The 12,866-nt window shown below is 38.5% G+C and carries 10 protein-coding genes and 1 pseudogene; 10 read left to right on the top strand and 1 reads right to left on the bottom strand.

Going from position 1 to position 12,866, the window contains the following annotated elements; translation table 11 throughout:
- The 3 genes and pseudogenes from PAND9192_RS19595 to PAND9192_RS20835 form a co-directional block, all read left to right on the top strand.
- Nucleotides 1-221 (top strand): annotated as a pseudogene (locus PAND9192_RS19595) (S-(hydroxymethyl)glutathione dehydrogenase); the annotation flags it as partial.
- Nucleotides 222-572: 351 nt separating this feature from the next.
- Nucleotides 573-1,829 carry a dicarboxylate/amino acid:cation symporter gene (locus tag PAND9192_RS19590; RefSeq protein WP_087855061.1) on the top strand — a complete coding sequence of 419 codons (1,257 nt, stop codon included), beginning with the start codon at nucleotides 573-575 and terminating at the stop codon, nucleotides 1,827-1,829.
- 316 nt (nucleotides 1,830-2,145) lie between these two features.
- Nucleotides 2,146-2,289, top strand: coding sequence for a hypothetical protein (locus tag PAND9192_RS20835; RefSeq protein WP_200817849.1), 144 nt, complete (start codon nucleotides 2,146-2,148; stop codon nucleotides 2,287-2,289).
- A gap of 3 nt (nucleotides 2,290-2,292) precedes the next feature.
- Here PAND9192_RS20835 and PAND9192_RS19585 read toward each other — a convergent pair whose 3' ends face one another.
- Entirely contained in the window at nucleotides 2,293-4,611 is a 2,319-nt protein-coding gene (locus tag PAND9192_RS19585; RefSeq protein ID WP_087855060.1) for an ATP-dependent helicase, read from the bottom strand.
- Nucleotides 4,612-4,824: 213 nt separating this feature from the next.
- On the opposite strand from PAND9192_RS19585, the gene PAND9192_RS19580 reads away from it, so the two are divergent.
- The 7 genes from PAND9192_RS19580 (at nucleotide 4,825) to PAND9192_RS19550 (ending at nucleotide 12,793) form a co-directional block, all read left to right on the top strand.
- Nucleotides 4,825-5,538: a DUF445 domain-containing protein gene (locus PAND9192_RS19580; RefSeq protein WP_060999585.1), complete on the top strand. Its 714-nt coding sequence runs from the start codon at nucleotides 4,825-4,827 to the stop codon at nucleotides 5,536-5,538.
- Between the two features lie 235 nt (nucleotides 5,539-5,773).
- Nucleotides 5,774-6,538 (top strand): metal-dependent hydrolase, encoded by a 765-nt coding sequence (locus PAND9192_RS19575; protein ID WP_087855059.1) that lies wholly within the window; start codon nucleotides 5,774-5,776, stop codon nucleotides 6,536-6,538.
- A gap of 218 nt (nucleotides 6,539-6,756) precedes the next feature.
- Nucleotides 6,757-7,860 carry a phosphoribosylaminoimidazolesuccinocarboxamide synthase gene (locus tag PAND9192_RS19570; protein ID WP_087855058.1) on the top strand — a complete coding sequence of 368 codons (1,104 nt, stop codon included), beginning with the start codon at nucleotides 6,757-6,759 and terminating at the stop codon, nucleotides 7,858-7,860.
- A 462-nt stretch (nucleotides 7,861-8,322) separates the two neighbouring features.
- Complete coding sequence (gene torE / locus PAND9192_RS19565; protein WP_036794120.1) at nucleotides 8,323-8,499, top strand: trimethylamine N-oxide reductase system protein TorE; 177 nt, start codon at nucleotides 8,323-8,325, stop codon at nucleotides 8,497-8,499.
- A 43-nt stretch (nucleotides 8,500-8,542) separates the two neighbouring features.
- Nucleotides 8,543-9,721, top strand: a complete 1,179-nt coding sequence (torC, locus tag PAND9192_RS19560; protein WP_087855057.1) for a pentaheme c-type cytochrome TorC — start codon at nucleotides 8,543-8,545, stop codon at nucleotides 9,719-9,721.
- 20 nt (nucleotides 9,722-9,741) lie between these two features.
- Complete coding sequence (torA, locus tag PAND9192_RS19555) at nucleotides 9,742-12,210, top strand: trimethylamine-N-oxide reductase TorA (protein WP_087855056.1); 2,469 nt, start codon at nucleotides 9,742-9,744, stop codon at nucleotides 12,208-12,210.
- Nucleotides 12,211-12,496: 286 nt separating this feature from the next.
- The gene (locus PAND9192_RS19550) at nucleotides 12,497-12,793 is read left to right on the top strand and encodes a hypothetical protein (RefSeq protein WP_065167841.1); all 297 of its coding nucleotides are present in this window, start codon (nucleotides 12,497-12,499) and stop codon (nucleotides 12,791-12,793) included.
- The last annotated feature ends 73 nt before the right edge of the window (nucleotides 12,794-12,866 follow it).

Here is a 12,866-nt window from a genome sequence, read left to right as displayed (position 1 = left end):
GTCCATTCCAACTAGTAACTGGTCGTGTATGGCGTGGTTCTGCATTTGGTGGTGTTAAAGGCCGTTCAGAGCTTCCTGGTATCGTTGACCGTTACATGGCAGGTGAATTCCAACTTGATGACTTCATTTCATTCAACATGGGCCTAGACGACATCAACAAGTCATTTGACCTATTGCACGAAGGTAAGAGTATCCGTACGGTTATTCACTTCGATAAGTAATTATCAGCCTTAATTGGCACTATTCTCAACGTATAGCAATATACGTTGAGAATTATTTCTTATGTTCACTTGTTCAATACCATAAGCTGATGGATTAGCACTTTACTCATTAACGATATAATATTTAATTTTACTTATACCCTATTTGGATACATATCTAAATCATCGTTAATTGAGAATGGCATTTGCCACGCTCTGGCATTTCTGTCAGAGCGTTTTTTATTTATATATATAGTAATATTTATTATATTTCTTGGATTAGGCACTCTAATTATTAATAAGCCTTTTTAATCCCAAGTTCTTCTTTTTATATTCTCGTTACGAAACGAACACCGAACAGAGACCTTTTTCATGAACCGTCGTCTATTCAAATCGTTACCTTTTCAATTAATGATTGCAGCTCTATTTGCGTGGAGTCTTGCCTCTTTATTACCACTGCATGCAGGTTTTGAGCACTCAACTGCATTTAAATTATTAATGCTAACCAAAACAACTTATATTGGCTTGCTCAAAATGCTAGTAGGGGTTGTTGTATTAATGTCCTTATTGCAAGGTATCACTAGTATTGGCTCAACTTCACGTTTGAAAACATTAGGTTATAAAACAATTGCCTTTTATAGCCTAACGTCAACACTTGCGATTAGCTTAGGTTTAGGGGTATCACTAGCAATACCTAAATGGCCACATTTAATAGACACTGCGCAAGTCACTGTCGGTAGTCATGTTCAATTAATTGATAATAGCGCGTCTTCTGGTGGTGCTATTGCAGAAAAATTATTTAACATGGCCTTGGTTAATCCTTTTCAAGCGCTCGCAACCACAAACTTATTGGCGATTGTTGTTTTTGCCCTATTACTTGGTATCGCATTATTAGCCAGCTTACCGCCTAAACATGCTGTTTTTGAGCTTATTTCAGGACTTAACATTGCTATTAATCGTGTTGTCTCTGCAGTGATAAAATTAGCGCCATTAGCTGTATTTGCGATTGTATTTCAATTTACAGCTCAAAGTGGCAATAGTATTTTTGGCGAATTAGCACTATTTGCTTTATTAGTCTTTTCATTAACATTAGTACACGGCGGAATTGTATTACCGTTGCTTGCTAAAATATTTACCGGTATTAAATATTCAACTTTATTTCGCGCATTATCAGCGCCAATGGCTATGGCATTTGCAACTTCATCAAGCTCTGCAACACTGCCACTATCATTGCAAACAGCACAAGAAGATTTAAATATATCGCAACCCACCAGCAGTATGGTATTGCCACTAGGCTCTATTATGAACATGGATGGTACTGCACTATTTGAAGGTGTTGCTGCTATTTTCCTTGCTCAACTCTATGGTATTGAGCTTGGAACATCAGGGCTGATTATGATTTTTATTATGGCAATGGTGTCATCTATTGGCGCGCCAGGTATGCCATCAGGATCAATGTCAGGCATGCAACTTGTGTTACTTGCCGTGGGTATTCCACTCGAAGCTATCGCAATATTGTTAATTATTGAACGACCATTGGATACTTTCCGTACAGCAGTCAATGTTGAGGGAGACTTAATTGCCGCATTAGTTGTCGATAAATGGCAGAACCAGTCAACAAAAGTGTGATCTAGGTCTTTTTTAGCATGTTATCGTGTTATTGGATAACAACCAAATATTGCTTTGACTCTCATTTAACCCTGCCATAGAATTTACACATGATGATAACAATTGGTTACTTAAACCAATTGTTATCATTAAATGTTGTCATTAAATTTTTTAACATCCTTTATATCAACAAAAGTACTGTTTACTCAACAGACGATATAATGGAGCCATTGGAAGCTCAAGGACGATGTTAACTCTCTAATAATTTAAGGCAACGACTTACCCATAAGTTTTGGTGTAGTGAATTGTCTTATCTATAAATTAATAGGTTTTAATTATGGTCAAAAAATTATTACAGTCGTTCGGATTTAGAAGTGCCGAAACCAAATCTCGTCAACTCCGTGAACGACTTGAGTTTGCTCTTCAACAAAATTTAGGTCAACGAGAATCTCGTGCTAACCGTGCTAGCAATCATTTATAAACGCTAGTTATATTTATACGCCTTGGCACGCGCTACCACAATAAGACGATTAAGTAGTACCTTTTTCTTAGTCGTGCCAGCTTGATTTAATTCACGTACAATACGCGTTACTTCTGTTTCCAAATACTTTATTGGTTTGGTTTGTACCAGACTACGAATCAACCTGTCAGCGTTCTCAGGCATAGGCTGTTGTAACGCCCATTCATAGCTATATATACTCTCTCCAGTTACGCTTGGTTCCGGCAACGAAATAGAAGTAGCTTTAGGTGGTAATTGCATATCATCAATACGTGCTAATCGTCGATAATATCCCTGTACTACAGCTGATTTATGATATGGTAACTCCCCCTCCTGATATAATACCGGACCAATTTCTTGAGCTACATCAGCCTTTGATTCAATGATAAATTGACTGGCGTTTTTATCCTTACGCACATACTGATCTTTCTTAGCATTCTCGACTGTATAATAAATTTTCGCACTCTGTTTAGCGCGTGTTATTGCAACATAGGCAAGTCGACGTTCTTCTTCAGTATCGGCTGAAATGCCTAATGCAGACCGGTTTACATAAGGAAAAGCATCTTTATCCCAATAAGGTAAGTGCACCTGTGTATACTCACAACCTTTAGCTCTAAATATCGTGGTTAATTGAACACTATTATTATTTTGAGTCTGATTTTCAGCCGCTGATTGTTGAGTATAATATTCAAAATACTGCAATGCTTTTTCACAATTTTGATCCATTGATTCTAGTACAGTTTCAACACTGTCTAAGCGCTCAACCGCCTCTTCTATTTCCGTTGCTGTTGCTTCTGTTTTCCAAATCCAAGTATCTAATTCACTATCACGACGGTACTGCTTATAAACAGCTAATGCTTTAAAATTGCCTTTACGTTGTAACATTAGCAATAACTCAATCCTATCTGTAAACGTTTCTAGGTTTAATGTCGGTTGAGTTTTTTGAGTTTGTTTTATGACAGCCAACCATTCAGAGCTTGGTCGTTGCGCTAGAGCCTCACACAAAGGGCGTAAGCTTTTATTCGGCACATAGCAATGTGGGAATGATAATAAGTTAAACAACAAATTAGCTTGGTCATTATTGGCCAACGTCAAAAAGCGTCCTGTCGCTAATACCATAATATCCATTAGTAACTTAACTTCACGACTATGAGTTAGTACTGAACCAATCGGCATGTGGTAAGGTATTTTCTTGGTTAAAAAAGCAAGTTCAAATAACATTGCTTGCGACCATCGTCTGACTAAAATAGCGACTTCTTCCGGTTGGCCACCCTGCGCAATGAAATCAGCAACTGACTGCGCAATTTCTCCGACTTGACGTGTAGTACCGATAACGTCGACCGTCGTATCAGCAACGGATTCATGAGCAATAGTCTGAAAGTCATGAAAACGCTGTTTATTATTAGCAATCAAATGGCTAGCAGCTAATGCTAAACTATGCCCGAAGCGAAAAGTATGTGACAAGCTATAAGTGGTTGCAGGCGCAAAGTCTTGTTCAAAATTAAGCATAAATTGAGGAGCACTACCGCGCCATTTATAAATACATTGATCAACATCGCCCACAGCAACTAATTGTGCTTGTGGCGACAACAATAATTTTAATAACTGATATTGAGCGGTATTTATATCTTGGAATTCATCAACCATCATAAATTGAATCTGCTGATGATAATGCATCTGTAACGCTGAATCATTTCTTAGTAGCAGGATTGTTTCAACCAGCCAATCATCAAAAAATAGCTGTTTACGCTCTTTACGAACTGTCTCAAAATTCCAAAAAGCTTCAATAATAAATTTATATTCACTGTTAATTTCAGATAGTTCAAACACTTCTTTTGGCGGCAACATATGTGCTTTTACCAGCCCAATAAAACTCATCAATAATTCAATGGTACGCGGATCTTTAAACTGCTGTTGTTTTTGATACGATTTTTCTTGAGTAGCCATTTGTCGTAATACAAGTTTAGCGATGGTTTTATCGCTATCACCATTATTAAAGTCAATCTGGTAACCCGTCGCCGCTAAATAACCTGACTGTCTTAGTAGCTGAAAACAAAAACTGTGAAAGGTATGAACAGGCACTCGTTCAGCTAATGGTATTTGAGCTAATTTGGCTTTAAAATCCGTTCGAATATCGCGGTTGAACATCAACACCAGCATATTTTCAGCTGCTATCGTCTGTAATTTATATTCAACAACACCTACTAATGTCGTTGTTTTACCCGTTCCAGCACCCGCTACACATAGTGCATTACCTGACTGATGATGAATAAAAGCAGTTTGTTCAGCTGTAAAACGGGTCATTAACAATACTCAGTAGACAATAAATGCATAGCGAGCGAGTATAACAATTGCCATCTGAAGTTTAAATCGTAAAGCCACCATTAACATCGCAAACACAAATGTAGCGTAGGTCTATTTCTATCTGTTAGAATTTGGCTAATTATAAATGGCAACATGCTATTTCCTGACCTAATGACCGTATCTATCGGTGTTATAACGACTAAGAATTACCACATGTTAAAAAACAAAAGTTTCATGACCAATGCCCTTTCGCTATTATTGTTATTCATTGGTTATATCAGCAACAACCACATTATTCTTTACTGTGGTTTATTTGCCTTTTCAGGTGCATTAACCAACTGGCTTGCTATTTATATGTTGTTTGAAAAAGTTCCCGGCCTATATGGTTCTGGCGTTATTCCTGCCCGTTTTGAAGCCTTTAAAGCAGCAATAAAAGCATTGATGATGGAGCAGTTTTTTACCCAACAAAATATCAGCCGCTTTTTAAAACAAAGTAATGTCGGACCTGCACAATTAGATATGCAACCTATCATTCAAAAGATCGACTTTGCCCCGACGTTTGACTCATTATTGAATGTGATCATGGACTCCTCATTTGGCGCTATGATCACTATGATGGGGGGAACAGAAGCGATGGAACCATTACGCGAACCGTTTATTGAAAAAATGCAACAATCAGTTACAGATATCAGCCAGCAAGATAACTTCAAACAAGCACTCAAAGAGCAACTTAGCCAACCTGAATCGTTAGGTGATATTGAGGGGACGATCGAAGATATTATCGATCAACGCCTTAATGAGCTTACCCCTAAAATGGTTAAAGAAATGGTACAAAAAATGATCAGTGAACACCTTGGATGGCTAGTGATTTGGGGCGGTGTGTTTGGTGGCGTAATTGGTATTATTTCAGCATTGATTACAGGCTAATATTCTTCGTTATCAGTCGTATTGTTTACAATAGACAATACGACTGTCGCTGTACTTTTAATCGTACACTAAACTCTCTCTTTGTTCTTCCATTGTATATCAACAATAATCGCTAAAATGGCTCTTTTTTATCCAATTAATTTCATTTATTACGCCAAAAGTGTGATAAATGTTGAATAATGATAACCAACAATGATAAATACCTGTATATGTATCCAGTTGGAATTCATTTTTCTTGGCAAATTTCTCAACCCATTTCACGGTTGCAGCAATTGTTAGTGGTTTAACAGCAACCACACTTTTATCTGCAGACCATATTAGCCCTAGTATTGCACTATGGATGACCTTTTTTGGCACCATTGGTGGGCTTTTACCCGACATAGACTCAGACCATTCAACCTCAATGAAAGCCTTATTCACGCTGTTAGCGGGGTTTTGCTGTTTTATACTTGTCAGCCATATTTATACTCACGTCGCAATGCTAGAACTGATTCTTTACGTTGTATCATTATTTATTACGATTCGTTATTTTGGCAAAACTGTTTTTGATCGCTGCACCGTACATCGAGGCGCATGCCATTCCATCGCATTTGTCACTCTTATTGCTTTATGTTGTCTACATATATGTCTCTTACTTGGCCACACAGCAACCGATAGTTGGTTAGCTGGCGGATTTGTGCTACTTGGTGGTATCGTTCATTTAGCATTAGATGAAATATACAGCGTCGATTTATCCAATAAACGCTTAAAGTCATCATTTGGTACAGCACTCAAACCGTTTGCTTTTACCAAACCATTTATCAGCCTAGCTCAAGTTATTGCGATTGTGATTCTATTTGATATCGCTCCTAGTTATGACGGCGCATTACAAGTGCTCACAAATTGGAGTCATTTCCAATTTACACCAGTCTGGTTCAACATTGAGGATACCAAACAGTGGCTATTGCATATGTTTTATATTACACCCCGTGATTTACATGCTTTTTATCAACGGTTTTAACTTCTCTTAATCAACTCATCCCTCATCATGTAAAGTACAATACTTCACTATTGTACTTACGTTTTATTATGATACGGCACTTTAGGCAATCGTTTGCTTTTTTACTGGTAGTCCAACAATGAACCTAGTATTATGCCCAATAAGATGAGTGGTTAAGCAACATTTTGTCTTAAACACTCTGTATTTCGATGCCATCATTTTGAAATAGGAATTTCACCATGAGCCTTGCTAATCAAGTTCTTGCCGTCAATGACGACCTTCCCATCCGTACAGATAAACCCGTCCATAGTGGAAAAGTACGCTCCGTTTATTGGTTAACAGAAGCAGATAGCCGTCGTCTTATTCAACAAAAAGGCTACAACGTTCAACCAGATGCTCCTTTAGCAATAATGATCATCAGTGATCGTATTTCTGCATTTGATTGTATTTGGCATGGTGAAGGTGGTTTAAAAGGTGTTCCAGGTAAAGGTGCTGCACTCAATGCAATCTCAAACCATTGGTTTAAACTATTTAAAGATAATGGCTTAGCTGACAGCCATATTCTCGATATCCCTCATCCGTTTGTCTGGATAGTACAAAAAGCAAAGCCTGTAATGGTTGAAGCTATTTGTCGTCAATACATCACTGGCTCTATGTGGCGAGCATATAACAACGGTGAACGTAATTTTTGTGGGATTGAATTGCCTGAAGGTCTAGAAAAAGATCAAAAACTTCCCCAATTACTAATGACGCCATCAACCAAAGGTATTCTCAGAGGCATTCCAAATGTTCCTGAAGCTGATGATGTTAATATCACTCGTAAAGACTTAATCGATAATTACCAAGCTTTTAATTTCCGTAATCCCAATGATATTGGTGTCTACGAAAAACTATTGGCCGATGGCTTTAATGTCATTAGTAATGAATTAGCTGATTTAGACCAAATTTTTGTCGATACTAAATTTGAGTTTGGTTATGTTACTGATGCTAACGGTGACGAAAAGCTAATTTATATGGATGAAGTCGGTACACCAGATTCTTCACGTATTTGGGATGGCGCGGCATATCGTGACGGACAGATCATTGAAAACTCAAAAGAAGATTTTCGCCAAGTATTATTAAATTATTTCCCAGATCCTGATATTTTATTAAATAAAGAACGGATGCCTGAACGCTTTGCATTAGCAAAAAATAATGCATTGCCTCAAGAAGTGTTAATGCAAATATCTAAAATATATACAGGTATTGCAGAAAAAATCACAGGTAATGCAATTGTCTTAAGCCAAGATCCTAAAGCAGAAATCATTGATATTTTACGTCATCAATATCAGCTTATTGATTAATATTTTTATAGAGGGCTATGCCACCTGTACGTCATAGCTCTCTTGTTCTAATACTAATATTCTATTCATATTTCCCTTGTCATTATTGTTTAACCCGCTTTTTTATTTACATAATTCCGCTATCAAATAACTCTCCCGCCCCAAACTACAACACTACAGAAATATAACTAACAAACACCAACTTAAATCCCAACATTAACACCCCAAAACAAAACAACAACACAACATTAAAAACCACTCAAAAAATAAATAATTACACTTACTATTTCATTAGTTTTCACACTATTGCTTTTACCATTAACAATTAATATTAATGTCAAAAAAATGCTATTTAAGCTGTAAAATAATGCATTTATTAATTGAATAAATACAACGGTCTACTTTATGATCACATTGCAATTAGAATTGATATAAATATTTATAAGAACTCATTTTTTACATTTAACAATCTCAGGAGGTTTTATGAGCAGTATTACTGATCCTACTGCCAAGAAAACACGCAGCCGCGAATGGAAAATGTTCCTTTTTATTACCATTTTTCTTTTCCCTATTTTAAGCGTCATTTTCGTTGGTGGTTATGGCTTCACCGTATGGATGTTGCAATTGTTTGTCTTTGGCCCTCCAGGTCACGGTGGTTGATTCCCTACTTTACGCTGCAAGCATCATATAAAGAGAAACAATAATGAAAGCATTTTTAAAAAGAGCTTGGCTAACCCTATCACGTCCAAGTGTTCATATTAGCCTCGGAGTACTCGCACTCGGTGGTTTTGTTGCTGGTATTATTTTCTGGGGCGGATTTAATACTGCACTTGAAAAAACCAATACTGAAGAATTCTGTGTAAGCTGTCATGCTGACAATGTCGTGCCTGAATACGTTAATACTATTCATGATAAAAACCGCTCAGGTGTTAGAGCTACTTGTCCTGATTGTCATGTACCCCATGATTGGACGGATAAAATTTCTCGTAAAATTCAAGCAAGCAAAGAAGTATTTGCTCACTTTGCTGGCTTTATCGACACTCCAGAAAAGTTTGAAGATCGTCGTATCGTGCTCGCTCAGCATGAATGGGAGCGTTTTAAAGCTAATGGCTCACAGGAATGTCGTGATTGTCACGATTATAAAGGCATGGACTTTGAAAAAATGTCACCTGTTGCTCGCGTACAAATGAAAAATGCCGCCGAGCGTGATCAAAGCTGTGTCGATTGCCATAAAGGTATTGCTCACCACTTACCAAAAGATATGGATACCAGCGGTGGTATGATTTCAGAGTTGGTACAGCTGTCACACGGTACTGACTACAGCAAAGGTGAACAAATTTACAGTGTACGTTTCTTACCCGTTTATGAAGACAAGGCTATGAAAGTTGAGGCCGGTATTCTAAACCCAGCTTCTGGTGTCAAAGTCATTGATGAAACCGATGATGCCGTTGAAGTTGAAATTGCTGGTTGGCGTAAAGATAAAGGCTATGGTCGTGTGATTCAGGAAGACTTTGGTATGAATATTCCGGTGGCTTCCCTTGTTAAAGAATCAGCACAAAACGACAAAGTTGTTGATAAATACGAAGAGAAAGTTGATGACTTAACCGGTCTTCCTTGGCAGCGTGTAACAGCAAAAGTATGGATGCCTAAAGATTCATTAGTCAATGACATCACACCGGTATGGGCGCAAGCAAAAACCGCTTACACCACCAACTGTTCTGTTTGTCACACCCAACCTGCTGAAGGCCATTTTGATGCCAATACATGGCCAGGTATGTTTAACGGTATGTTGGCATTTGTAAACTTTGACCGTGATAGTGAAGCGATTGTGTTGAAGTATCTACAGAAACATTCTTCTGATTTTTCTAATGGCCAACACTAAGCATTGATGGAGTAAATACTATGTCTGTATCAAGAAGACGTTTTCTAAAAGGCCTTGCAACAACAAGTGCGGCCACTGTGATTGGTCCAAGCTTACTCGCCTCTGCAAAAGTGTTTGCAGACGATCAAATTGGTCAAGGTACATGGCGTTATTCAGGCTCTCACTGGGGGGCTTTCCGCGCTCAAATTTATGCGGGTAAAGTACAACAGATTGAAGCGATTGAAATAGATAAAAACCCAACTGAAATGCTAAAAGGCATCAAAGGAATTATCTATAATCCATCACGTGTACGTTACCCAATGGTGCGCCTAGACTGGCTTAAAAAACACAAATTCAGCGGCGAAACTCGCGGTAATAATCGCTTTGTCCGCGTAACATGGGATGAAGCATTAGATCTGTTCTACCGTGAACTTGAACGTATTCAAAAAGACTATGGTCCATGGGCGCTACACGCAGGTCAAACTGGCTGGCGCCAAACCGGTCAATTCCATAGCTGTACTAGTCATATGCAACGTGCTGTAGGTATGCATGGTAATTACATCACCAAAGTTGGCGACTATTCAACAGGTGCAGGTCAAACCATCATGCCTTACGTGCTAGGTTCGACTGAAGTGTATGCTCAAGGTACATCATGGTCTGAAATTTTAGACAACAGTAAGAACATTATTTTATGGGCTAACGATCCGGTTAAAAACCTCCAAGTCGGTTGGAACTGTGAAACCCATGAGTCCTACCCTTACCTTGCACAACTTAAAGAAAAAGTGGCAAAAGGTGAGATCAATGTTATTTCGGTTGATCCGGTAAAAAACAAGACTCAACGTTACTTAGAAAACACCCATCTATACATTCACCCACAAACTGATGTGCCGTTTATGTTAGGGGTGGCGCACACGCTTTACACTGAGAATCTTTATGATAAAGAATTCATCAAGATGTATTGCTTGGGCTTTGATGAGTTCATTGGTTACGTAAAAGGCGAAACCAAAGACAAGATTGAAAAAACACCAGAATGGGCTGCAGAAATTTGTGGCGTACCCGCTGATCAAATTCGTGAGTTTGCTCGTATGCTAGTTAAAGAGCGTACTCAAATTCTATTTGGTTGGTGTATTCAACGTCAAGAACACGGTGAACAACCTTACTGGATGGGTGCAGTTATTGCGGCGATGGTTGGCCAAATTGGTTTACCTGGTGGTGGTATATCTTATGGTCACCACTACTCTGGTATTGGCGTGCCATCAACAGGCTTTGCAGCACCAGGCGGCTTTCCACGTAACGTCGATGAAGGTCAAAAGCCTAAATGGGATAACAATGACTTTAATGGTTACAGTCGTACTATCCCAGTTGCACGCTTCGTTGACTGTATTTTAGAACCTGGTAAAGAAATCAAGTACAACGGCTCTAAAGTCATTCTTCCAGATTATAAAATGATGGTAATCAGCGGTAACAACCCTTGGCATCACCACCAAGATCGTAACCGCATGAAGCAAGCGTTCCAAAAATTACAAACCGTGGTAACGATTGATTTTGCATGGACAGCTACTTGTCGCTTCTCTGATATCGTGTTACCTGCATGTACTCAGTTTGAACGTAACGATATTGACGTTATGGGCTCATACAGTGGTCGCGGTTTAATTGCGATGCAAAAATTGGTAGATCCGTTATACCAATCAAAAACTGACTTTGATATTTTCACTGAATTATCACGTCGCTTTGGTAAAAACAATGAATACACCCGTGGCATGGATGAAATGCAATGGGTTCAAATGTTGTATAACGATTGCCGTAAAGCTAACGCTGGCAAATTCGATATGCCTGAATTTGATGTATTCTGGCAACAAGGATTTTTAGATTTCGGAACTGGTAAACCTTGGGTTCGCCATGCTGATTTCCGTCAAGATCCTGAAATCAATGCACTTGGTACACCATCAGGTTTCATTGAAATATCAAGCCGTAAAATTGCCCGTTATGGTTACGAACACTGTCAAGGTCACCCTATGTGGTTTGAAAAGACAGAACGTTCTCATGGTGGCCCTGGTTCAGATAAACACCCATTCTGGATGCAATCTTGTCACCCCGATAAGCGTTTGCACTCACAAATGTGTGAATCAGATGAATTCCGAGCGACTTATGCCGTTCAAGGTCGTGAGCCGGTCTACATCAACCCCAAAGATGCGGCAACTAAAGGCATTAAAGACGGCGATGTGGTACGAGTATTTAATGATCGTGGTCAGTTACTTGCGGGCGCTGTAGTTACTGATAGCTATCCACAAGGTGTGGTGCGTATCGAAGAAGGTGCATGGTATGGCCCATTAAATGAAAAAGTAGGTTCGATTGATACCTATGGCGATCCAAACACATTAACTATGGATATTCCAACCTCAGAATTAGCTCAGGCAACCAGTGCTCAAACGTGCTTAGTAAGCATAGAGAAATTCACGGGCGAGTTACCCCCAGTAACAGCCTTTGGCGGCCCTATTGAGGTAAGTTAATTACATAATCTTAGCGTGATATTTAAGCCCTCGTATTCTTCATCGATACAAGGGCTTTTTTTGTGACAGCAAATCATCGTAACTTGCAATAATCAGCATCAATTAAAGCCTCATCTGCGACTTTATCATTGAATAAGTGTATCAAAAAAGAGACAGTTGTTTATTTTTTGTCAAACTTATTATGCACATGTTGATCAATCATCATGTGTGAGCGAAAATTAACTTATAAGCATGGAGGTTTATAACAATTTTATTTTATAGATATTTGATTTAAAAGGTACATACTATGTCAGGTTTTTCTTATCCTCATACTTGCCCATTAATTGATAAACAAATAGGTCGAGCAAAAGGTGATCTAACCACTTATGCGCGTGATTTATTACGTTCTTATAATATTGAAATCAGTGGTCAAGAGATGCGACTTGCTGGCGAAGAGTTATTTAGTGCACTTAGCGATATTTTTGAAAAAACACGCAAAACAAATGAAGATATGCGTACAGAAGCACACAAGCAAATAGTAGCGCTTGAAGCCGAAAATATGGAACTAAGGGCATTATTGTATTGCCAACGTATGGCAAGTTAATATCTTTATTTGTTCACTACAATGATAAATATTGCAAAAAGTGCTTTGTCATTACCTACATCTAACTTGCTAG

Source organism: Photobacterium andalusiense (assembly GCF_900185625.1).
GTDB lineage: Bacteria > Pseudomonadota > Gammaproteobacteria > Enterobacterales > Vibrionaceae > Photobacterium > Photobacterium aquimaris.
Note: the sequence above shows the minus strand (reverse complement) of the source record. Positions and strands in the feature narration are given on the sequence as shown.

Coding starts and splice junctions, on each gene's coding strand:
- PAND9192_RS19590 (WP_087855061.1), top strand. CDS start 573: ATGAACCGTCGTCTATTCAAATCGTTACCTTTTCAATTAATGATTGCA.
- PAND9192_RS20835 (WP_200817849.1), top strand. CDS start 2,146: ATGGTCAAAAAATTATTACAGTCGTTCGGATTTAGAAGTGCCGAAACC.
- PAND9192_RS19585 (WP_087855060.1), bottom strand. CDS start 4,611: ATGACCCGTTTTACAGCTGAACAAACTGCTTTTATTCATCATCAGTCA.
- PAND9192_RS19580 (WP_060999585.1), top strand. CDS start 4,825: ATGTTAAAAAACAAAAGTTTCATGACCAATGCCCTTTCGCTATTATTG.
- PAND9192_RS19570 (WP_087855058.1), top strand. CDS start 6,757: ATGAGCCTTGCTAATCAAGTTCTTGCCGTCAATGACGACCTTCCCATC.
- torE (WP_036794120.1), top strand. CDS start 8,323: ATGAGCAGTATTACTGATCCTACTGCCAAGAAAACACGCAGCCGCGAA.
- torC (WP_087855057.1), top strand. CDS start 8,543: ATGAAAGCATTTTTAAAAAGAGCTTGGCTAACCCTATCACGTCCAAGT.
- torA (WP_087855056.1), top strand. CDS start 9,742: ATGTCTGTATCAAGAAGACGTTTTCTAAAAGGCCTTGCAACAACAAGT.
- PAND9192_RS19550 (WP_065167841.1), top strand. CDS start 12,497: ATGTCAGGTTTTTCTTATCCTCATACTTGCCCATTAATTGATAAACAA.